The sequence below is a fragment of the Nitratidesulfovibrio vulgaris str. Hildenborough genome, assembly GCF_000195755.1.
GTDB lineage: Bacteria > Desulfobacterota > Desulfovibrionia > Desulfovibrionales > Desulfovibrionaceae > Nitratidesulfovibrio > Nitratidesulfovibrio vulgaris.
Genome location: NC_002937.3, coordinates 3,317,360 through 3,338,115 on the forward strand (window position 1 = coordinate 3,317,360; position 20,756 = coordinate 3,338,115).

At 65.6% G+C, this 20,756-nt stretch carries 20 protein-coding genes; 19 read left to right on the plus strand and 1 reads right to left on the minus strand.

Annotated elements, in window-relative coordinates:
• Positions 1–94: 94 nt before the first annotated feature.
• From DVU_RS14855 to DVU_RS14915, 14 genes are all read left to right on the plus strand, one after another.
• Positions 95–1,144, plus strand: coding sequence for an ABC transporter ATP-binding protein (locus tag DVU_RS14855; RefSeq protein ID WP_010940419.1), 1,050 nt, complete (start codon positions 95–97; stop codon positions 1,142–1,144).
• A 102-nt stretch (positions 1,145–1,246) separates the two neighbouring features.
• On the plus strand, positions 1,247–2,542 hold the full coding sequence (locus DVU_RS14860) for an ABC transporter substrate-binding protein (protein ID WP_010940420.1): 1,296 nt from the start codon (positions 1,247–1,249) through the stop codon (positions 2,540–2,542).
• A 73-nt stretch (positions 2,543–2,615) separates the two neighbouring features.
• Positions 2,616–3,497, plus strand: coding sequence for a carbohydrate ABC transporter permease (locus DVU_RS14865; protein WP_010940421.1), 882 nt, complete (start codon positions 2,616–2,618; stop codon positions 3,495–3,497).
• On the plus strand, positions 3,494–4,327 hold the full coding sequence (locus tag DVU_RS14870; protein WP_010940422.1) for a carbohydrate ABC transporter permease: 834 nt from the start codon (positions 3,494–3,496) through the stop codon (positions 4,325–4,327). The genes DVU_RS14865 and DVU_RS14870 overlap by 4 nt, the downstream gene beginning before the upstream one ends.
• Before the next feature lie 6 nt (positions 4,328–4,333).
• On the plus strand, positions 4,334–5,194 hold the full coding sequence (locus DVU_RS14875) for a hypothetical protein (RefSeq protein WP_010940423.1): 861 nt from the start codon (positions 4,334–4,336) through the stop codon (positions 5,192–5,194).
• A gap of 52 nt (positions 5,195–5,246) precedes the next feature.
• Positions 5,247–5,903 (plus strand): alanyl-tRNA editing protein, encoded by a 657-nt coding sequence (locus tag DVU_RS14880; RefSeq protein ID WP_010940424.1) that lies wholly within the window; start codon positions 5,247–5,249, stop codon positions 5,901–5,903.
• Positions 5,904–5,996: 93 nt separating this feature from the next.
• Positions 5,997–6,479, plus strand: a complete 483-nt coding sequence (gene ahbB / locus DVU_RS14885; RefSeq protein WP_010940425.1) for a siroheme decarboxylase subunit beta — start codon at positions 5,997–5,999, stop codon at positions 6,477–6,479.
• Positions 6,480–6,546: 67 nt separating this feature from the next.
• A complete protein-coding gene (gene hemL, locus DVU_RS14890) occupies positions 6,547–7,818 on the plus strand; it encodes a glutamate-1-semialdehyde 2,1-aminomutase (protein ID WP_010940426.1) in 1,272 nt (423 codons plus the stop codon).
• A 120-nt stretch (positions 7,819–7,938) separates the two neighbouring features.
• On the plus strand, positions 7,939–9,135 hold the full coding sequence (locus DVU_RS14895) for a cobalt-precorrin 5A hydrolase (protein WP_010940427.1): 1,197 nt from the start codon (positions 7,939–7,941) through the stop codon (positions 9,133–9,135).
• A gap of 292 nt (positions 9,136–9,427) precedes the next feature.
• Positions 9,428–10,282 (plus strand): precorrin-3B C(17)-methyltransferase, encoded by an 855-nt coding sequence (gene cobJ, locus DVU_RS14900; RefSeq protein ID WP_010940428.1) that lies wholly within the window; start codon positions 9,428–9,430, stop codon positions 10,280–10,282.
• A gap of 283 nt (positions 10,283–10,565) precedes the next feature.
• Positions 10,566–10,955, plus strand: coding sequence for a cytochrome c3 (locus DVU_RS14905; protein WP_010940429.1), 390 nt, complete (start codon positions 10,566–10,568; stop codon positions 10,953–10,955).
• Between the two features lie 177 nt (positions 10,956–11,132).
• Complete coding sequence (locus DVU_RS14910; RefSeq protein ID WP_014524624.1) at positions 11,133–13,148, plus strand: hypothetical protein; 2,016 nt, start codon at positions 11,133–11,135, stop codon at positions 13,146–13,148.
• Positions 13,149–13,343: 195 nt separating this feature from the next.
• On the plus strand, positions 13,344–13,520 hold the full coding sequence (locus DVU_RS16725) for a hypothetical protein (protein ID WP_010940431.1): 177 nt from the start codon (positions 13,344–13,346) through the stop codon (positions 13,518–13,520).
• Entirely contained in the window at positions 13,517–14,293 is a 777-nt protein-coding gene (locus DVU_RS14915; protein WP_010940432.1) for a ubiquinone/menaquinone biosynthesis methyltransferase, read from the plus strand. The genes DVU_RS16725 and DVU_RS14915 overlap by 4 nt, the downstream gene beginning before the upstream one ends.
• A 266-nt stretch (positions 14,294–14,559) precedes the next feature.
• Here DVU_RS14915 and DVU_RS14920 read toward each other — a convergent pair whose 3' ends face one another.
• Complete coding sequence (locus DVU_RS14920) at positions 14,560–14,763, minus strand: DUF2065 domain-containing protein (protein ID WP_010940433.1); 204 nt, start codon at positions 14,761–14,763, stop codon at positions 14,560–14,562.
• Positions 14,764–14,896: 133 nt separating this feature from the next.
• Between DVU_RS14920 and DVU_RS14925 the strand changes: the two genes are divergently transcribed.
• The 5 genes from DVU_RS14925 (at position 14,897) to DVU_RS14945 (ending at position 20,689) form a co-directional block, all read left to right on the plus strand.
• Positions 14,897–16,219, plus strand: coding sequence for a nucleotide sugar dehydrogenase (locus tag DVU_RS14925; RefSeq protein ID WP_010940434.1), 1,323 nt, complete (start codon positions 14,897–14,899; stop codon positions 16,217–16,219).
• Between the two features lie 115 nt (positions 16,220–16,334).
• A complete protein-coding gene (locus DVU_RS14930; RefSeq protein ID WP_014524625.1) occupies positions 16,335–16,463 on the plus strand; it encodes a hypothetical protein in 129 nt (42 codons plus the stop codon).
• Positions 16,460–17,170, plus strand: a complete 711-nt coding sequence (gene mqnB, locus DVU_RS14935) for a futalosine hydrolase (RefSeq protein ID WP_014524626.1) — start codon at positions 16,460–16,462, stop codon at positions 17,168–17,170. Before DVU_RS14930 ends, mqnB begins: the two co-directional genes overlap by 4 nt.
• Before the next feature lie 20 nt (positions 17,171–17,190).
• The gene (locus DVU_RS14940) at positions 17,191–18,156 is read left to right on the plus strand and encodes a polyprenyl synthetase family protein (protein WP_010940437.1); all 966 of its coding nucleotides are present in this window, start codon (positions 17,191–17,193) and stop codon (positions 18,154–18,156) included.
• 31 nt (positions 18,157–18,187) lie between these two features.
• The gene (locus DVU_RS14945) at positions 18,188–20,689 is read left to right on the plus strand and encodes a GGDEF domain-containing response regulator (RefSeq protein WP_010940438.1); all 2,502 of its coding nucleotides are present in this window, start codon (positions 18,188–18,190) and stop codon (positions 20,687–20,689) included.
• Positions 20,690–20,756 lie beyond the last annotated feature (67 nt).

The window sequence follows — 20,756 nt, forward strand, 5'->3', positions numbered from 1 at the left end:
GTCCTCTCCGGGCCGGGCATCACACAGGCGCCCACGGAGAAGACCGCAGCGGGTCGAACAGACACACATCGATTCAGACAGGAAAGGGGGCATAGTGTCCACAATCGTTCTCGACAAGGTCAGCAGGCACTGGGGCGACGTGCGCGCCGTAGACGACGTCAGCTTCGAGGTCGAACAGGGCGACATGCTCGTCCTTCTCGGCCCTTCGGGTTGCGGCAAGTCGACCACGTTACGGCTCATCGCCGGGCTGGAGTCCGTCACCTCCGGGCGCATCCTCATCGGCGGACGCGACGTCACCAACCTGCCCCCGGCCCAGCGCCAGCTTGCGATGGTCTTCCAGTCGTATGCCCTGTTCCCCCACCTGACGGTTCGCGACAACATCCTCTTCGGGCTTGTCGTGCGCAAGGTTCCCGCTGCGGAACGCCAGAAGCGCCTCGACCGGGCCGTCGAGATACTCGGACTCGGCAAGCTGCTCGAACGCAAGCCCGGCGAACTCTCCGGCGGTCAGCAGCAGCGCGTGGCACTGGGACGCGCCCTCGTGGCTGAGGCCGCCGTGTGCCTCATGGACGAACCCCTCTCGAACCTCGACGCCAAACTCCGTCAGGAGATGCGCCGCGAGATACGCGCCCTGCAGCAGACCCTGGGCATGACCATGGTCTACGTCACCCATGACCAGACCGAGGCCATGAGCATGGCCGACCGCATCATCCTCATGCAGGGCGGTCGCATCGTACAGAACGCCACCCCCACCGAGATGTACTCCCGTCCCGCCACCGCCTTCGCGGGCAGCTTCATCGGCACGCCGCCCATGAACCTCGTCCGCCTTCAGGGGAATGACGACGGCATCCGCGTCGCGGGCAGCCGTTCGGGTCGCGTGACGTGCCACGCCGGGGCCGACTGCATGCTGGGCATCCGCCCCGAGCACATCCGCATCGTAGACGACGGCTGGCGTGCCGTGGTCGAGAGTGTGGAGTACCTCGGTTCGAACTCTGTCCTGTCGTGCCGGGTGGGCAGCGAGGAACTTTCCGTTGTCGTGCATGGCGTGACCGACACCGTGGTCGGCGCCGAAATCTACCTGCACTGCCCCGAAGAGCACGTCCACATCTTCGACGCCGCCACAGGGGCAAGACACGCGACGACGTAGCGACGCACTGCCGTAACCTGCGGCAGGTACACCACCCGTCGATTCTGGATCAGGCTGCACCGTTCATTCGCACCGAGCAACATCTCGAAGGAGGACGCACACATGGCCCTATTCCGCAAAACCTGCGCACTGGTGGCGGCTTCGCTGCTGTCGCTGACCCTGATGGCGGGCACCGCGCTCGCAGAAAAGGTCAATCTCACCTTCTACTTCCCGGTCTCCGTCGGCGGCCCCATCACCAAGATTGTCGAGGGCATGACAGAGCAGTTCATGAAGGAACACCCCGACATCAACATCACCCCCGTCTACGCAGGCATCTACCGCGAGACGCTCACCAAGGCGCTCACGGCCCTGCGTGGCGGTGAACCGCCCCATGTTGCCGTGCTGCTCTCCACCGACATGTACACCCTCATCGACGAGGATGCCATCGTCCCCTACGACAGCATCATGAAGCCCGAAGAGATGGCCTTCACCAAGGCCTTCTTCCCCGGCTTCATGAGCAACAGCCAGACCGGCGGCAAGACGTGGGGCATTCCCTTCCAGCGCTCGACCATCGTCATGTACTGGAACAAGGAGGCCTTCAAGGCTGCGGGCCTCGACCCTGACAAGGCCCCTGCCAACTGGCAGGAACTGGTCGCCATGGGCAAGAAGCTCACCGTCAAGGACGAAAGCGGCAAGGTCACCCAGTGGGGCGTCGCCATCCCGTCCACCGGCTATGCCTACTGGATGCTGCAGGCCCTCGCCATCCAGAACGGCGTGGAACTCATGAACGCCGAAGGCACCAAGACCTACTTCGACGACCCCAAGGCCATCGAAGCCCTCACCTTCCTCGTCGACCTCGCCGGAAAGCACGGCGTGTCGCCCTCCGGCACCATCGACTGGGCCACCACCCCGCGTGACTTCTTCGAACGCAAGACCGCCATCATGTGGACCACCACCGGCAACCTGACCAACGTCCGCAAGAACGCGCAGTTCCCCTTCGGTGTGGGCATGCTGCCCGCCAACACCCGTCCCGGTTCGCCCACGGGCGGCGGCAACTTCTACATCTTCAAGAAGAGCACCCCCGCCGAACGTCAGGCCGCCGTCACTTTCGTGAAGTGGATGACCAGCGCCGAACGCGCAGCCCAGTGGGGTATCGACACCGGCTATGTGGCGGTGCGCCCCGACGCATGGGAGACCAAGGCCATGAAGGACTACGTGGCCTCGTTCCCCTACGCCGCCATCGCCCGCGACCAGCTGGCCCACGGCGTGGCCGAACTCTCCACCCACGACAACCAGCGCGTGACCAAGGCGCTTGACGACGCCATCCAGGCTGCCGTCACCGGCTCCAAGACGCCTGCCGAAGCACTCAAGGCAGCCCAGAAGGAAGCCGAACGCATCCTGCGCCGTTACGCGAAGTAGACTGTTGCACACTGCGGGGCGGGTGTGACGCCCGTCCCGCTTCTTCCGTCTTACGTATCTCTGGAGGAGAGACGTGCCCAGACCCGCCACCATGCGGAACATCCATGCATGGCTGCTGCTTCTGCCAGCCATGGCCTTCATCGTGGCGTTCACCCACGTTCCGGCAGTGAACACCTTCATCCACAGCTTCATGCTGGATGGCAAGGGCGGTGCCCCTGCCACCTTCGTGGGCCTCGAGCACTACATGTACCTCTTCGAGGACGAAGTGTTCCGCAAGGCGCTGGTCAACAACCTGCTCTTCGCCTCGGGCACCATCCCCCTCTCCATCGGCCTCGCCATGCTGATGGCCTTCATGGTGAACGCAGGGCTTGCGGGCCAGTCCGTGCTGCGGCTGTGCTATTTCGTGCCCACGGTGCTGCCCATGATCGCCGTCGCCAACATCTGGCTCTTCTTCTTCACGCCCGAATACGGACTGCTTGAACAGGTGCGTGGTGCGCTGGGCTTCTCGGGCGTCAACTGGCTTGGCAACGAATCGACGGCCCTGCCGTGCGTCATCGCCGTCGCCGTATGGAAGGACGCGGGCTTCTTCATGATCTTCTACCTCGCCGCATTGCAGCAGATTTCTCCGTCGCTGGGCGAGGCCGCCATGCTCGAAGGGGCATCGCGACTCTATTTCTACCGCCGCGTCGTCATTCCCCTGCTCATGCCCACGACGCTCTTCGTGCTGGTCAACGCCACCATCAACGCCTTCCGCATGGTCGACCACCTCTTCGTCCTCACGCAGGGCGGCCCCAACAACGCCAGTTCGCTGCTGCTCTACTACATCTACGAAGTGAGCTTCAAATACTGGGATACGGGCTACGGTGCGGCACTGACCATGGTGTTGCTGGCCTTCCTCGGACTGGCCTCCATCGGGCAGTTCGGTTTCTTCGAGCGCAAGGTGCACTACAGATGAAGCAGACGAACATCTACGACAGCCGGGGTCTCGCACGCGCCCTCGACACCACCGCGGCATGGACGCTGGCCATCATGTGGGCGCTGCCCCTGCTCTATGCCATATGGACGGCCTTTCATCCTTCGGCCTATTCGACACGCTTCACACTGAACGCGCCGCTCACGCTGGAGAACTTCGTGACGGCGTGGCATGCGGCGCCCTTCGCGCTCTACTTCGTCAACACGGTGCTGCTCGTCACCATGGTACTGGCGGCACAGCTGGTGCTTTGCACGCTGGCGGCCTACGCCTTCGCCAAGTACGACTTCAGGGGCAAGAACATCATGTTCGCGCTGGTCCTCATGCAGCTCATGATCATGCCCGACGTGCTGGTGGTGGAGAACTACCGCACCATGGCGAGCATCGGCGTGCTCGACTCCACCCTTGCCATCGGCCTGCCGTACATGGCCTCGGCCTTCGGCATCTTCCTGCTGCGCCAGACCTTCAAGAGCATCCCCAAGGAACTTGACGAGGCCGCCGCCGTGGAAGGGGCGAGCACCCTCCAGATTCTGTGGAAGGTGTACGTGCCGCTGGGCAAACCGGTCTACCTCGCCTATGCGCTGGTCTCCATCAGCTACCACTGGAACAACTTCCTCTGGCCGCTCATCGTCACCAACACCACCAACTCCCGACCGCTCACCGTGGGCTTGCAGGTCTTCTCCTCCACGGAACAGGGGGTGGACTGGGCCATCATCACCGCCGCCACACTCATGACCTCCGGGCCGCTGCTGGTCGCCTTCCTCCTGTTCCAGCGGCAGTTCGTGCAGTCGTTCATGCGGGCGGGCATCAAGTAGGACGCCATGGCACGCCTTGCAGTCGAACCGCTTGAGGCACTGGCGCGGTATCAGGGCGAACCGGCCCTTGCCGCCATGCGCCGCGAATTCCTGCCCGCCGTGACCGACCCCGTATGGCGCGGCCTCGTCGAGGAGTTCCTGACGCTCGACGAACCGCTCACGCCCTATGCCCATCAGTGCCGCCGGGTATGGAGCTTCGCCGCCTCTCCGGGGTCGGGGGCGCACCACGCCCACATCGGAGGGCTGGCACTGCATGTCCTGCAAGACCTGCGCAACGCGCGCGCCCTTGCCGAAGCCCACGAGGCGCGGGGACTGGCGCTGGACAGAGGGCTGCTCTTCGCCGCCATCATGCTGCACGACTGCCTCAAGCGCTTCGTCTACGACTTCGATGACGACTACGCCCTCGTGAAGGCCGAAGACCCTTTCATCGCCAGACATGAAGACCATCATTCGTGGATGCTCCGTGAACTTGTCGCCCGCGGTGTCGACCGCACTCTCGTGCTTGCCGTGGCCGCCATGCACGGCCTCGACGACGTGAGCCTCGCCAGCGGCGTACGCCCGCTGGCCGTGGTCAACCACTATCTGGAGATTGGCCTCACAGGGCTCGAGATGCAGCCGGAGGATGTCCGTGCCGAACACAGCATCGGCTTCCTCTCAGACTCGGACTGGCCATGGAGTGGACGCGCCCAGCAGAGGGCGCGGGAAGTCGCCGCGGCACTGTCCCCGCGCTTCGAGGTGACGACGGGCTACATGAACCTGTATCTGGGGTCGCGTTTCAGCTTCGAGCACATCGACAGCCTGTTGCGGACGAAAGGGCATGACGGCACCGTCGACCATCTCAGTACGCTTCTGGAGAAGCAGGGCTGATGCGGCACCCCGGCAGCGCCACGCCCCCGGCGGCACGTACGGGGCCCGCAGCATGAGCGTCCGCAAACTCTTCTGGGACGACCCTGCCCTCACCGAGACGGAGGCTGTCGTGACCGGCGTCGAAAACGACGTCATCACGCTGGACAGGACCGTGGCCTTCGCCTTCTCGGGCGGGCAGGAGTCCGACAGGGGCACCATCGCCGGACATGCCATCCTCAAGGCGGTCAAAGGGTCCCCTTGCGACCCGCTCGAACTGTACTACACCCTCCCCGCCGGACATGGCCTCACCCCCGGCAGCCGCGTGACCGTATGCATCGATGGCGAGGCACGTCGCAGACTCGTGCGGCTGCACTTCGCTGCCGAACTGGTGCTGGAACTCGTCAACCGGCACTACGACCATCCCGAGAAGACCGGCGCGCACATCTCCCCCGACAAGGCGCGGCTCGACTTCGCATGGCAGGGCAACATCTCCGTGGCGTTCCCCATGCTCCATGAGAGGCTCAGCGCACTGGTGGCCGCAGACCTGCCCATTGAAAGCAGCTTCGAGGACGAGTCCACAGAGGTCCGTTACTGGAGCATCGAAGGGTTCGCACGTGTCCGCTGTGGAGGGACGCACCCCGCATCGACGGGCGCGGTAGGGCGTATCCGGCTGCGTCGCGAGAATCCGGGCAGCGGGCGTGAACGCATCGTGATCCTCCTCGACGACTGACGACGGACAGGGACGGGACGCCGGGCTTCTTGCCTATGACGCTACGACGGGGTATCAACTGCGGGTCGAACCGCAACCCACAGGACACACCCCATGAGCCGTTACGATGACTTCACCGAGGTAGAGCGCGCCATTCTGCGCATCGTGCAGTCCAACCTGCCCGACAGCCTCACCCCCTACGCCGACATCGCCCGCGAGGTGGGAACCGACGAGGAGACCGTGCTCGCCCTCTTGCGCTCCCTCAAGGAGGAAGGCCCCATCCGACGTTTCGGTGCCAGTATCAAGCACCAGCGTGCCGGATGGAACCACAACGCCATGGTGGCGTGGAAGGTCGACCCCGCCATCGTCGAGGAGGCGGGCACCAAGGCGGCCGAGCATCCGCACATCTCGCACGTCTACTATCGGCCCTCTTCGGCCCCCGACTGGCCCTACGAACTGTACACCATGATCCATGGTCGCCATGCGACCGCCCACATGGACGTCATCGAACAGTTGCGCCGTGAGACGCCACTTGAGGAGTTCGCCGTGCTTGAGAGCCTCCGCGAGCTCAAGAAGACATCCATGACCTATTTCTAGAGGCCCTGCCGCGCACGACGCGCGGCCCCGCCCTCTTCGCAGCAACCGCAACGACAGGGAGCCAGCCATGTCACAACGCTCCAGCGAACTCTTCGAACGCGCCCAGCAACTCATCCCCGGTGGCGTCAACAGCCCCGTCCGCGCCTGTCTCGGCGTCGATAGCGAGCCCCTGTTCATCGCCCGTGCCGCCGGAAGCCGCCTGCATACCGTCGACGGCGAGACCTTCATCGACTTCGTCGAATCGTGGGGCCCCATGCTACTGGGCCACACCCACCCCGAAGTGACTGCCGCCGTACATGCCGCCGTCGACCGGGGCACAAGCTACGGTGCCCCCTGTGAGGACGAGGTCGTCCTCGCCGCCAAGGTCGTCGACGCCCTGCCCGGCGTCGACATGGTGCGCATGGTCAACTCCGGTACGGAAGCGACCATGAGCGCGCTGCGCCTTGCGCGCGGCTATACGGGCCGCACCAAGCTGGTCAAGTTCGTGGGCTGCTACCACGGGCACGCAGACCCCTTCCTCGCCAGCGCAGGTTCGGGCGTGGCCACGCTCTCCATCCCCGGCACTCCGGGCGTGCCTGAAAGCACCGTACGCGACACCCTGCTCGCCCCCTACAACGACCTCGCCGCCGTGAAGGACCTTTTCGCCCTGCACGGCAAGGACATCGCAGCCATCATCGTCGAGGCAGTGGCAGGCAACATGGGCCTCGTGCCCCCCAAGGCCGGTTTCCTCGAGGGACTGCGCGAACTGTGCGACCAGCATGGCGCGCTTCTCATCTTCGATGAGGTCATCACCGGCTTCCGCGTGTCCTTCGGCGGGGCGCAGCAGCGCTTCGGCATCACGCCCGACCTGACCACCCTCGGCAAGATCATCGGCGGCGGCCTGCCCGTCGGGGCGTACGGCGGCAAGCGCGAGATCATGCAGCGCATCGCCCCCTGCGGCGAAGTCTATCAGGCGGGTACGCTCTCGGGTAACCCGCTGGCCATGGCCGCAGGCATCGCCACCCTCGACGTTCTGTCCCGCAGTGACTACGCGGGGCTCGAAGCCCGTGTCGCCGCCTTCGTGAAGGAACTCGAGGCCATCCTCAAGGGCAAGGGGGTGCCTGTCCGCATCAACACGCTGGCCTCCATGTTCACCGTGTTCTTCACCAACGACCCCGTCACGGACTTCGCCTCGGCCAAGACCGCAGACGGCGCGCTGTACACCAGCTTCTACAAGCAGATGCGCGCGCAGGGCATCTATCTGGCACCCTCGCCCTTCGAGGCGGCCATGGTCTCGTTCGCGCACACCGACGACGACCTTGCCGCCATGCTCGACGCCGCGCGCAAGGTCACGTTCTAGGCCGCGCCCCGTCATTGTCATCCGACGCCGTGCGGCCATCGAGGTCGCACGGCGTTTTGCATACGCGACACCACCCTCTGGACAGCCAGACCTCAGGCCCCTGAACATCCCCGGAAAGCCATGGAACCGTCCGACATCGCCTGCCATGCCCTCACGCCGCAGGGGGCCGACCTCGCCCGACGCATCGCCACCGCGCTGCATGGCACGGTGTATCTGCCACGCAGGTTCGCACAAGATGGTGAGCACGCCTTCGACGCGCTGGCCCCCCATCTTGCCGCCACGTTCCGTGCCCACTCCGGCCATGTGTTCATCGCTGCCGCGGGTATCGTTGTGCGTGGCCTCGCCCCGCTGCTTGGGCGCAAGGACACCGACCCGGCAGTGGTGGTCTGCGACCAGCACGGGGCCTACGCCATCAGCCTTCTGTCGGGGCATCTCGGCGGCGCCAACGACCTCGCCCGGCACGTGGCGCACATCACGGGCGGCCACGCCGTCATCACCACAGCCACAGACACGGCGGGGCTTCCCTCGCTGGACATGGCGGCGCGCGACGCCGGATGCGCCATCCGCAACCTTGGGGCGGTGAAAGCCATCAATGGCGCCCTGCTTGAGGGGCGTCCGGTGATGCTGTTCGACCCGCAGGACAGGTTGGGGCTTGCAAGGCATGTTGCAGGGCAGGACGCTGCCGGAGACGAGAACGCCAAGGCCAGCCGGACGGATGAAGACTCGGCAGCCCATGACGACCGGCCTGACGGCGGCCCGACAACCGGCGTCGACGATGCGGATGCCGCACCAGCCACACGTGTCAGTGCAAGCCACGCGCCCCTATTCCGGTGTGTGGCCGACCTCGATACCCTTTTGGCACTCCCGCACGACGTCGCCTGCGTCGCCGTCACATGGCGCGACATACCGGGTACGCGTAGCCGTCTCGTGCTCCATCCTCCCGTCATCCACGCCGGAATAGGATGCAGGCGCGGGGCTGGCGTCGAGGCCGTGGCCCGCCTGCTGGACGAGGCGCTGCGCATGGCTGGCGCAGCGTCGCACTCGCTGGCGGCACTGCACACCGTCGACATCAAGGGTGATGAACCCGCCCTGCATGCCGTGGCTGCCGCACGGGACGTTCGCCTCCATTGCCATGCTGCCGCGTCACTCGCCGCCATCGAGGTCCCCAACCCCACGCCCAAAGCGGCGGAGGTGCTCGGCACGGGACCTGTGGGCGTCTGCGAGGCCGCAGCCATTCTCGGTTCAGGCGGCGGCAGGCTGCTGGTCGAAAAGATGAAGGGCGACGGGGTCACCGTGGCCCTTGCCCTGCGCCCATGAAAGGGGGGCGCGCAACGCAAGCCATGGCAGGGCCCCGTAGATGGCGCTCGTTGCGACCAGCCGTCAACGGAAGAAGGTACCGCCGGGTCTGTCTGCCCCACCCCGAATGCAGGGGTAGGCACGACCGCCCAGTACACACGGGGGAGTGCCGATGCGACCATGCACCACCAATCTTGACCGGCACCCCCGAGTCCGCGCTGGGGCAAGCCTTCAGCACCCCCGTAGTCCGTGCATGGTCGTCCGCCGTGCAATCCTCTAGTATCACTCTCATACGCTTTCCATGAGGAACCCCATGCCCAAGACCAGCGACCATCCCCGCGGCGTAGCGCCAGAGGCCTCCGCACCCGCGCCCCCCCCCGCCCACGGGGCACAGCAGGCACCAGCATCCGCTGCTGCCCCGGCACCACTTGCCGTGGTGGGTCTCGGCCCCGGAGATGCGTCACTTCTCACGCCACAGGCACTCGCGGCGCTGGAGGCTGCGGATGTTGTCGTGGGGTATACACTCTACGTGCGCCTCATCCCTGAAGAGGTACTACAGGGCAAGACGGTGCTCTCCACAGGCATGATGGCGGAAATGCAACGCTGTGAAGCCGCCATCGACAGTGCGCTGGCGGGCAGGCCCACGGCAGTCGTATGCTCGGGCGACCCCGGCATCTACGCCATGGCGGGACTGGTCTTCGAACTGCTCGAAGAACGGGGATTGGCTGAAACGCTGCCCGTGACGGTGGTGCCGGGCATCCCCGCCGTGTGCGGTGCCGCGGCCCTTCTCGGGGCACCCCTCATGCACGACTTCGCCTGCGTGAGCCTCAGCGACCTTCTCACACCGTGGGAGGTCATCGAACGGCGGGCCAGCAAAGCCCTTGAAGCGGACTTCGTACTGGTGCTCTACAACCCGCGCTCGAAGCGACGCGACTGGCAACTCGGCGCCGTGATGGACAGGGCCAAGGCCATCCTGCCGCCCGCGACACCCGTCGGCGTCGTCCGCGACGCGTACCGCCCCGGTCAGGCCGTGTTCTGCCGGACACTGTCTACGTTCGACCCCGCCGAGGTCGACATGCTCTCCATCGTGGTCATCGGCAACAGCGCAACGCGGCTTGTGGGGGGGCGCATGGTGACGCCGCGTGGCTACATGGAAAAATATCGCTGACACGAACGTCGGAAGACAGCCCTGTACGCGTCACAGACAGCCCTGACATCCGGGCCTGTGTGAGCGAAGATTCACGAGCACCAAAGCCTTGCGACACTAATCCGACGTGCTGCCATCGCGGTGCGCGAACGGGCGTTCCCGCCCACAACAGGGTGGGCGATACCGTCCCAAACCGCCATGAATCTAGGCTTTCCCGCTCCATTCCTTGACACGGCATGGCGGACACAATACCATCCCGCTTGGGAAATCCTTAACTTACCTTTGTGAAGGAGGTAGTTCGATCATGAGGAAACTGTTTTTCTGCGGCGTACTCGCCCTTGCCGTAGCCTTTGCGCTGCCGGTTGTGGCCGCTCCCAAGGCCCCTGCCGACGGCCTGAAGATGGAAGCCACCAAGCAGCCCGTGGTTTTCAACCACTCCACCCACAAGTCCGTGAAGTGTGGTGACTGCCACCACCCCGTGAACGGCAAGGAAGACTACCGCAAGTGCGGTACCGCCGGCTGCCACGACAGCATGGACAAGAAGGACAAGTCCGCGAAGGGCTACTACCATGTCATGCATGACAAGAACACCAAGTTCAAGTCCTGCGTGGGTTGCCACGTTGAAGTGGCCGGTGCCGATGCCGCCAAGAAGAAGGACCTCACCGGCTGCAAGAAGTCCAAGTGCCACGAATAGGCAGTACAGACTGACGCATTTACGGGCCGCCTTTCGGGGCGGCCCTTGCATTTTCGCCCCGCCATTGTGTATCCTGCATTGGATAGACACCGGATTTTCCGTAAGGTTCGGGAACTCGGCGCGGTAGACCGCCCCCCCGATCATCGGCCCGCCCACCTTTGCCACTTCGAGGCTGCCATGACTCCGCAGGAAGCTAACCGCCCACAGCCCGGCGACGACATCATCGAGCTCACCGACATCATCGAAAAGGGAACCGTTCCCGCTGCGGCGGATGCGGTCGATTTCGACAAGGAGCTCGAAGACCTGTTCGCCGACAGCGACATCGAGGCGGCCATCTCGAACCTGAGCCTGCCTGATGAAGCGCCTTCTCCGGCAAAGGCTGCGGTACAGGAACCTGCCGATACGGGGCTCGACAGTGACATCGACGCTTTTCTGGACGCACTCGACGGCCCCGGTCATGCCGCCCCTGAGAACGTCGCGCCCAAGCTTGCCCAGCCGACGCCCACTCCCGGCGGCCGCCCGGTGAATCCTGACGAACAGTTGCAGATGCCCGACATGTCGGACATGGACAGCCTCCTCGAACAACTCGACGCCCCCGCCGCCACCAAGAGCGCAGGGAACATCGAAGACCTCGATGCGGGCGACCTCGATGCCCTGCTGGACGACATCCTCGGCGGTGCACCTGCAAGCCCGAAGGCTGCGACGATGACACCGCCCCCCGCGACCGAAGCCGAGCCTGCGCCCATGAGCCTCGACGACCTCGACGCACTGCTCGACGCACCTGTTGCGCCTGCTGCGCCTGCCGCACCGGAACCTGCTGCCGAACGGGCACCCGGTACTGCGACCATGAGCCTCGACGACATCGACGCGCTGCTCGACACCCCTGTCGCGCCCGCTACGCCTCCCGCACCGGAACCTGCTGCCGAACGGGCACCCGGTACTGCCGCCATGAGCCTCGACGACATCGACGCACTGTTCGACGCACCTGTCGCGCCCGCTGCGCCTGCCGCACCGGAACCTGCTTCCGAACCGACACCCGGCACTGCCGCCATGAGCCTCGACGACATCGACGCGCTGCTCGATGCCCCTGTCGCGCCCGCTGCGCCTGCCGCACCGGAACCTGCTTCCGAACCGACACCCGGCACTGCGACCATGAGTCTCGACGACATCGACGCGCTGCTCGATGCACCTGTCGCGCCCGCTGCGCCTGCCGCACCGGAACCTGCTTCCGAACCGACACCCGGCACTGCGACCATGAGTCTCGACGACATCGACGCGCTGCTCGATGCACCTGTCGCGCCCGCTGCGCCTGCCGCACCGGAACCTGCTGCCGAACCGACACCCGGCACTGCCGCCATGAGTCTCGACGACATCGACGCACTGCTCGACGCGGCACCGATGCCTCCCGCACCTGAAGAGGCCATGCCAGCGCACGACACCGCCGCAGAAGAGACCGTCATCGCTGCGATGCCCCCCGTGCAGGAGGAACCTGTCGCCGCACTCGCAGCAGAGACGATGGCAGTGGCAGCCGCTGCCACCGCCATGGCACCGCAGGAACCTGTCATATCTCCGGCCTCGGGCCCGATGTCTGCCCCGGTCATGGATGCGAACGCCCTTGAGGGGCTGCTTTCGCGTCTGCAAGCCCTTGAGGACGAGGTCGCCGGGCTGCGTGCCACCGTGGTGCATGGAAATGAAGTGACAGCGGGGCTCGAAGAGCGTCTCGCGGCGCTCGATGCGGAGTCTGCCGTCGCCGCATCGCCCGAACCGGCACCCGCTGCCGAGTCCGCCCCTCCGGCTGAACCGCTGATGCCCGACGCGGACGCCCTCGGGCGTATCCTGTCCGAGATGCTGGCGGAAGGGCATCCGGCCATGGAATGGCTTGTCGAGCAGGTGCGGGCAGTGGTCATGAACGGCATGTCCGATCATATCGCAAGCGCCGTCGAACGTGCCGTGGAGCAGACGACCGCCCCGATGCGTGACGCACTCTCCGGGGTCGACGCCACCGCCGAAGGCATGGTGGAACTCGACAACCGCCTGAGCAGCCTCGAAGCCACCCGCATCACCGCAGACGACATCGCCAAGCTCGAGTCCGCCCTGCGCGAGGCCCTGCGCGACGACACCGACAAGGCTGCGGCTGCGGCTGCGGCCCGGGTCATCCGTCAGGAAATCGCCGCGCTGGCCGAAATCCTCTAGAAGGCCTTCGACCGGCATACGGGGCTCGAGCCTCGACGACCGGAACACATGGTGGTATGAGACCCGAAAAAAACGGGAGAGGGGCTTGCAGGTTTCTTTCCCGCTTTACCCGTCCGGTCTTGCCGATGTCCGGTCAGGACCATTCCCCCACGGGCGGGTTTTCTTTTTCCGGCACGCCAAAACGACGAGGCCACAGTGGACAAGGTACGTAAAGAAGCCCTTCAGGTGACCAAGGAGATTGTGGTCAAGTTCATCGAGACCCAGCGCATCTCGCCAAGCAACATCGGCGAGGTCTTTCCTTCCATCTACGGGGTCGTTCTCCGGACTCTGGTCGAGGACGGCGTTGCCGACAGCGAGGACGAAAAGGCGTGAGCACGTCCGAAGACACGCTGCGCACGTCGCCAGACACCTTCGACGCGGACTCGGTGACGTCGAAGGGCGCCCCGCAGGAACACGCGCGACAGGTTTCGGGCATGTTCGGGCGCATCGCCCGCTGGTACGACCTGCTCAACCATGTCCTCAGCGGCGGACTCGACCTCTACTGGCGCTACCGCCTCGTGCGGCAGGTCGTGCCCGGCCCCACCGGACGCGTACTCGACCTTGCGGCAGGCACCCTCGACGTGGCCCGCGAGATTCATCGGCAACATCCGGGCATGCGCGTTCCCGCCCTCGACTTCTGCGAAGCCATGCTGCGGGCGGGGCAACCCAAACTCGTCGACGGCGTACAGGATGTCATCTGGCCCGCCGTGGCCGACGGACGCCGCCTTCCCCTCGCCGACGCCAGTGTGGACTGCGTGACCATAGCCTTCGGCATCCGCAACATCGTGCCCAGACGCGAGGCGTTCGAGGAGATGCTGCGAGTGCTCGTACCCGGCGGCAGAGCGTGCATCCTCGAATTCGGCACCGGCAAGACTCCGGTGTGGAAGGGGCTGTACAACTTCTACCTGAACACCCTGCTGCCACTGGTCGGGCGCTGTGTTTCCGGCGATGCGGGGGCCTATCGCTATCTGGCCGACACCATCATGTCGTTCCCCGATGCCGACGCACTTGCCGCAGAGATGCACGACGCGGGTTTCACGCGGGTGTATCACCTGCCGCTGACGTCGGGTATCGTACGCCTTCATGTGGGAGAGAAACCCCTGTAAGGGGAAGGGCCCTCGCACGGGACCGAGAGGGGCACGAACGCCACAGGCTGGCAGACTCGACCGGTCAGGGACCCGACCGGGAGCACGGACAGGAGGCCGCACAGGCGGCAGGTCAGACAGCCCAACGGTCGGGACACGCTCCGGAAGCGACACCCGCACGCGGGGGGCATCGCCGGGGAAATCAAACGAAGCGGTACCTGCCAGCAGGTGGCAGTCAGTCCGTGGAGGATGCGGAGCAACAGACGCGGATGACCATGAGGGGCGACCTAGCCCAGCCCGCGTGAAAGCCAGACCACGAGAAGCCCGAGGCCCATGCCGCACAGTCCCATGAGCCGCAACACCAGAGGCGGGCTTGCGGCGAGGGATGTGAGCATGTCCCGCATCCGTTCGGCGAAGAGGAAATAGGGAATGCCCTCGATGATGAAGGCGAGCCCAAGAGCGCAAAGGAACGTACCGGCGTCGAAGTGCATGACGCCTTCTCCCACGGGGCGAGCGCCCTGTAAAGCCCCGCAGCGCAACAAGGAACGGGGGCGACGGCACGAACGCACAAGCGGGCACGAATCCCGCGCACCTGCCCTCCACCCCGTACAGCAGGATACGAGCATGAACGAACAGACATCTTTCGACGACATCGCATCCGGTCGCACCGCTGTGGCGGTGGTGGGCCTCGGCTATGTGGGGCTACCCCTCGCCGTTGCCCTCGCGCGCCACTTCCGCGTCATCGGCTTCGACATCCAGCAGAACCGGGTGGATGAACTCTCTTCCGGGCACGACCGCACGGGCGAGGTCGACGACGCCAGCCTCGCCGCCACACCCGCCCTCTTCACCACGGACGCCGCCCGCCTCGGCGAGGCAGGGGTCATCATCGTGGCGGTGCCCACCCCCATCGACAACCACCGCAACCCCGACCTCGGCCCGGTGGAGAAGTCCTCCATCACCGTGGGCCGCCACATGAAGGCCGGTTGTGTTGTCGTGTACGAATCGACGGTCTATCCCGGTGTCACCGAAGAGGTCTGTGTCCCCATCCTCGAACGCGAATCGGGCCTCGTCTTCGGACGTGACTTCACCGTGGGCTACTCGCCGGAACGCATCAACCCCGGCGACAAGGTGCACACGCTGGAGACCATCATGAAGATCGTCTCCGGCAGCGACGCCGCAACCGCAGACCTGCTGGAAAAGGTCTACGGCAGCGTGGTCACGGCGGGCATCCACAAGGCGGCATCCATCAAGGTGGCTGAAGCGGCCAAGGTCATCGAGAACACCCAGCGCGACCTCAATATCGCGCTCATGAACGAACTCTCGATCATCTTCGACCGCCTCGGCATCGACACCCTCGAGGTGCTCGAAGCCGCAGGCACCAAATGGAACTTCCTGCCCTTCCGGCCCGGTCTGGTGGGCGGTCACTGCATCGGCGTCGACCCGTACTACCTGACCTTCAAGGCTGAAGAACTGGGCTACCACCCGCAGGTCATCCTCGCCGGACGTCGCATCAACGACGGCATGGGCAAGCATGTGGCCGAAATGACCGTGAAGCGCATGATACGCTCCGGTTGCCGGGTGGCGGGGGCCCGCGTGGGCGTGCTGGGCCTCACCTTCAAGGAGAACGTGCCCGACCTGCGCAACACCCGCGTCATCGATGTGGTTCGCGAACTCGAAGAGTACGGCGTGACCGTACTGGTGCACGACCCCTTCGCCGACCCGGCGGAGGCCATGCACGAATACGGGCTCACCCTCGCGCACCTCAAGGATTTCCAGCAACTCGACGCGCTGGTCGTCACCGTGCCCCACGATGTCTACCGCGCCATGGACCTTGTGCAGGTCCGTCGCTGGTGCGCGTCCTCCGGGACGCCGCCCCTGCTTGACGTACGCGGCACGTTCAACCCCGGCACGGCCCGCGAGGCGGGCTTCGACTACTGGAGACTCTAGCGGCATGACTTTCGCGGCACCGGCACAAGACCTCATCATCTGCTGGCACGACTGCTGAACGGGCTTCAGGGAGGCGAGTTCGCGCCTCCGTCAGATGTCGCCCGGAGAGACCCTCGTGCTCGAATACGCAGAAGAACAGCGCGACCACGTGCAGCACCTCGCGCGGGTGCGGCACGCCCGCACCGGCGAAGAGCTGCCGACCGCCGACGGATACTACCGCGTCATGCTGGAGCGCATCGAATGACCCTGATTCTCGCCACTGCCACCGCCTCTGAAATGCGCGCCGTGCTCACCGGCTTCAACGGCCGCGGCAGGGTCGGCTGTGTCATGCCCGAAGAGGGCCAGCCTGTCGTCTCGCCCGTCAACGAATGCGAGTGCATCCTGCTTGTCACCGGGGTGGGCCCGGTGAACGCCGCCTTCCAGCTTGGCCGGACACTGGCTGCGAACAAGCGTATCGAAGGTGTCGTCAATCTCGGCATCGGCGGCAGCTTCGACATGGAGAAGGCCCCCCTCTGCCACGGCGTGCTGGTCGACAGCGAGACGTGGCCCGACTACGGTCTTGCCACGACCGAGGGGACCAGCGCCGAAGCCCTGCGCTTTCCGCTGCATCAGGACGACGCAGGCACGGTGTGGAACCGCATCGACCTCGCCCCCGTCGCATCGCTGCATAACCTCGGCCTTTCCGTGCCGGAGCACAGCGCCATCGGTGGGGCACTCACCGTGGCGGCGGCATCGGGGCATCCTGCACGGGCCGAAGAGATGTGCGCCCACGGGGCCCTCATCGAGAACATGGAAGGATTCGCGCTGGCACTGGGGTGCCGCAAGGCGGGCCTGCCCTTCGTCGAATACCGCATCGTCTCCAACCGCGTCGGCTCACGCGCCGCCGTGGACTGGGCACTCGACGACGCCTTCACCGCACTGGGCAAGGCCGCCCGCGCCCTCTTCTGCTGACCTGCAACCCACACAACACCATGCAAGAGCTCAAAGCCCGCATCATCGCCGAACAGCCACGCTTCAACGCCACCCTCGCCACCGAGGTGGGCACCCTGCACCCGCTGGTGCAGCCCGTGGCAGCACATGTCCTCAAGGCGGGGGGCAAGCGCCTGCGCCCGTTGCTCACCCTGCTCGTGGCGCGTGCCCTCGGCTACGCCGACGACGACATCTACCCGCTCGCCTGTTCGGTGGAACTCTTGCATTCGGCCACCCTCCTGCATGACGACATCCTCGACGACGCCGACCTGCGCCGGGGCATGGCAGCGGCGCACACCGTGTTCGGCAGCACCGCCACCGTTCTCGCCGGTGACGCGCTGCTGGCCCTCGCCAACCTCATCGTCGCCCGCTACGGCGACCCGCGCCTCACCGCGTGCATCTCCGAGGCCATCATCCGCACCGCCACGGGCGAGATCGTCGAAATCGCGCATATGCGCGGCACAGACCACGGACGAGACACCTATATCGACATCATCACCGGCAAGACGGCATGGATGCTGCGGGCCTCGTGTGAACTGGGCGCCCTGCGTGCAGGGGCATCCGAAGAGGCCGTCCGCGCCGCAGCCGCCTTCGGCCTCGACCTCGGCATCGCCTTCCAGATAGTCGACGACGCCCTCGACTTCGCCGACCGCGCCGATACCGGCAAGCCCGTGGGCGGCGACCTGCGGGAGGGCAAGCTCACCCCGCCCCTCATCTACTATCTCGAAACCCTCTCCGGTCCCGAGCGCGAGGCCTTCATCTCCCGCTTCCGGGACGGGGGGTTCTCCGGCGACGACGTGGCCCGCATCTCCGCAGAAATCCGCGCCCTCGGCATCATCGAGCGTACGCGCGAACTTGCCGGAAACTACATCGAGAAGGCCGCCGCTTCGCTCGAGACATTGCCTGACTGTCCCGAACGTCGTACCCTGATGCAGACGCTCGCATACGTGCAGCATCGCGACAGGTGACACGCACCGTCACACGACGCACGGGGGATACATGGCGGAACACACCAGCGATACGACGACACGCCCCATAGACATCGCAGCCTGCCTTGAACTGACGTTCCCGCCAGTCACCGTACAACTGGTGCAGGCGCTCGTGGCACCCTACCCGGAACTTGCCACCATAGGTCGCCTCATCGCCATGGACCCCGTTCTCGCGGCGGCCGTCCTCAACCTCGTCAATTCGCCCTACTATGGTCTCGCCTCCCGCGTGGCAGACCTGCAACGCGCCGCTGCCGTCCTCGGCACGCGTGAAGTGCTGAAGCTGGCCCTTTCACTCTCGTTCCAGAAGAAGCTCAGCAGCGCCATCAAGCGCAGCACACAGGCCATGTTCGCCGACTGGCGCATGGTGGTGTGGTCGGCCATCGCCGCAGAGCACATCGCGCAGACCCTCTGCCCCGACAAGGCGCACCTCGCCTACCTCGCCGCGCTGCTGAAAGACCTTGAACTGTTCCTGCGCCTCTGCCTCGACGAGACGGGGCCGCTTGCCGACCGCACCTGCATCACAAGTCTCGACAACGGACAACTCGAAGAGGAGGGCCGCCTGTGGGGGAACACCCACCCCGACAGGGCCGCCGACATCATCCGGCAATGGAACCTCCCCGAAGAACTGGCCGAAGCCATCGCCCTGCACCATGACCTCGACGGGCTCGATGGGCACCCACCTCTCGTCCAGAGCGTCATACTGGCCACCCGCTGGAGTGACCTCATCCACGGCAGGGGCACGCACCCCGCCATGCTCATCCGCTTCGAGATGCTCATCCGCGCACGCCTCGGGCTTGGCGACGAGGGCATGGACGCCCTGCGCGCCTCGTGCGGGCAGCGCTACTCGTCCATGCTGGTCCAGCTGGGAATCCGCGAGCGCAGCGTGGGCGGCAGGTTGCACGAGACCTCGCTGCGGGCCCTGCAAAGCTACCATTTTCTCAGCACCGAACTGGCGCATGTACAGGGCGGGCAGGAGGGCATTGCCGCCACACTCGGCCGGCAGCTGCGCTGGTACTGGAATCTCACGTCGTGGGACCTGTCGTTGCGCGTGCCGGGAACCGACGACCATGTCCTCTACACCATGGATATGGGCCACGCCGCCCCGCGCCTGCGCCACGGCCCCTGTCCCGCGGGTGAGCTCCCGTGGCGACCGGGCCTCAGCAGGCAGCCCCTCGTCACCGAGGCCAGCACATGGGGAGAACTGCGCCTTGCCGCCGGGACGCTCGACGCAGAGAGACTCTCCTCGTTCGGGGTCTACTGCCACTTCATCGCCCTCGCCCTCGAGATGTACCACCGCGAACAGGCCATTCTCGAAACCAAGGCCGCCACGCTCGACGCCCTGCCCCTCGGCATCACCCTGCTCGACAGGGATGGCAGCGCCATCGGTTCCAACCGGCGGATGCTCGACCTCATAGGCTACCCCGAACTCGTCCCGTCCACGCCGTTCATGGAACTCCTGCGGGAGACGCTGGGGCTCGATCTTTCCGACGACTGGAAGGCCTTGCAGCAGCCCGACGCCCCCCCGCTGCACAGCCGTCTGTTCTGCCCACTCCCCGACGCTGCCGCACGGCTGGGGGCCCACTGCGCCTACGTGTCGCTCCACCGCCGCGAACATGACAGCCTGCTGCTCATCGAAGACGTGACAGACCTCAGCGAACTTCAGGCCCAGACGCTTCGAAGGCACGACTTCCTCGAACGGCTTTTCGAGGCGATGCAGGAACTGGTCTTCATCGTCAACGAGACGGGTGTCATCACGTGGGCATCGCGCAAATGGGGGCGGCTGCTTCAGCAGAACCTCTTCACCATCTCGCGGCCCGCCACGAGTGCCACGCCCTCATGGGACCCCGACACCCTCCATGCGGTTTCGCCGCAGGTTCCCGTCGAGGTCATGCTCGATGGAGACGGCAACGGTCCGGGACTCTACGAACTCGTGCTGACGCCGCTGGAGGCGCGCGATGACCAGGGGCGCTCATGGCTGGTCGTGGGGCGCGACCTCAGCACCATACGCCGCCTCGAGGACAAGATACGCCAGCAGGCCATGAACGACGGCCTCACGGGGTTGTTCAACCATTCCCACTTCCACCTCATCCTCGAACGCGAGATGGAACGCTCCCGTCGCACGGGACGCGGGCTTGGCCTCATCTTCTTCGACCTCGACCGCTTCAAGCGCATCAACGACACCTACGGGCATCAGGCGGGCGACACCATCCTGCGACGCGTGGCAGCGGCCCTGGCATCGGTGACGCGCAAGGGCATGGACTTCCCCTGCCGCTACGGCGGCGACGAATTCGCGGTGGTCACCACCGAAATAGAGGCCGAGGCGTTGCAGAGGCTGGCCATGCGCATCCGCAACACCGTTGTCGAAAGCTGCCGCAACGCCATCGACCTGAGCATGGGCCTCGCCATGCTGAAGCCCGAAGACACCATCGAGTCCTTCGTGGCACGCACGGACAGGGCCAGCTACAGGGCCAAGAACCAACCGGGGGGCGACCGTCTGCAATGGGCCGAATGACCCCGGAGGGCGATTGCCTTCCGCCGCGTTTGCCCGTATGGAGACCGCACCCCGCAACCCACCCCAG

What these genes read in the sequence shown, in the direction of transcription:
- DVU_RS14860 (WP_010940420.1), top strand. Translation starts at nt 1,247, where the DNA reads ATGGCCCTATTCCGCAAAACCTGCGCACTGGTGGCGGCTTCGCTGCTG.
- DVU_RS14870 (WP_010940422.1), top strand. Translation starts at nt 3,494, where the DNA reads ATGAAGCAGACGAACATCTACGACAGCCGGGGTCTCGCACGCGCCCTC.
- DVU_RS14875 (WP_010940423.1), top strand. Translation starts at nt 4,334, where the DNA reads ATGGCACGCCTTGCAGTCGAACCGCTTGAGGCACTGGCGCGGTATCAG.
- DVU_RS14880 (WP_010940424.1), top strand. Translation starts at nt 5,247, where the DNA reads ATGAGCGTCCGCAAACTCTTCTGGGACGACCCTGCCCTCACCGAGACG.
- ahbB (WP_010940425.1), top strand. Translation starts at nt 5,997, where the DNA reads ATGAGCCGTTACGATGACTTCACCGAGGTAGAGCGCGCCATTCTGCGC.
- hemL (WP_010940426.1), top strand. Translation starts at nt 6,547, where the DNA reads ATGTCACAACGCTCCAGCGAACTCTTCGAACGCGCCCAGCAACTCATC.
- DVU_RS14895 (WP_010940427.1), top strand. Translation starts at nt 7,939, where the DNA reads ATGGAACCGTCCGACATCGCCTGCCATGCCCTCACGCCGCAGGGGGCC.
- cobJ (WP_010940428.1), top strand. Translation starts at nt 9,428, where the DNA reads ATGCCCAAGACCAGCGACCATCCCCGCGGCGTAGCGCCAGAGGCCTCC.
- DVU_RS14905 (WP_010940429.1), top strand. Translation starts at nt 10,566, where the DNA reads ATGAGGAAACTGTTTTTCTGCGGCGTACTCGCCCTTGCCGTAGCCTTT.
- DVU_RS14910 (WP_014524624.1), top strand. Translation starts at nt 11,133, where the DNA reads ATGACTCCGCAGGAAGCTAACCGCCCACAGCCCGGCGACGACATCATC.
- DVU_RS14920 (WP_010940433.1), bottom strand. Translation starts at nt 14,763, where the DNA reads ATGCACTTCGACGCCGGTACGTTCCTTTGCGCTCTTGGGCTCGCCTTC.
- DVU_RS14925 (WP_010940434.1), top strand. Translation starts at nt 14,897, where the DNA reads ATGAACGAACAGACATCTTTCGACGACATCGCATCCGGTCGCACCGCT.
- mqnB (WP_014524626.1), top strand. Translation starts at nt 16,460, where the DNA reads ATGACCCTGATTCTCGCCACTGCCACCGCCTCTGAAATGCGCGCCGTG.
- DVU_RS14940 (WP_010940437.1), top strand. Translation starts at nt 17,191, where the DNA reads ATGCAAGAGCTCAAAGCCCGCATCATCGCCGAACAGCCACGCTTCAAC.
- DVU_RS14945 (WP_010940438.1), top strand. Translation starts at nt 18,188, where the DNA reads ATGGCGGAACACACCAGCGATACGACGACACGCCCCATAGACATCGCA.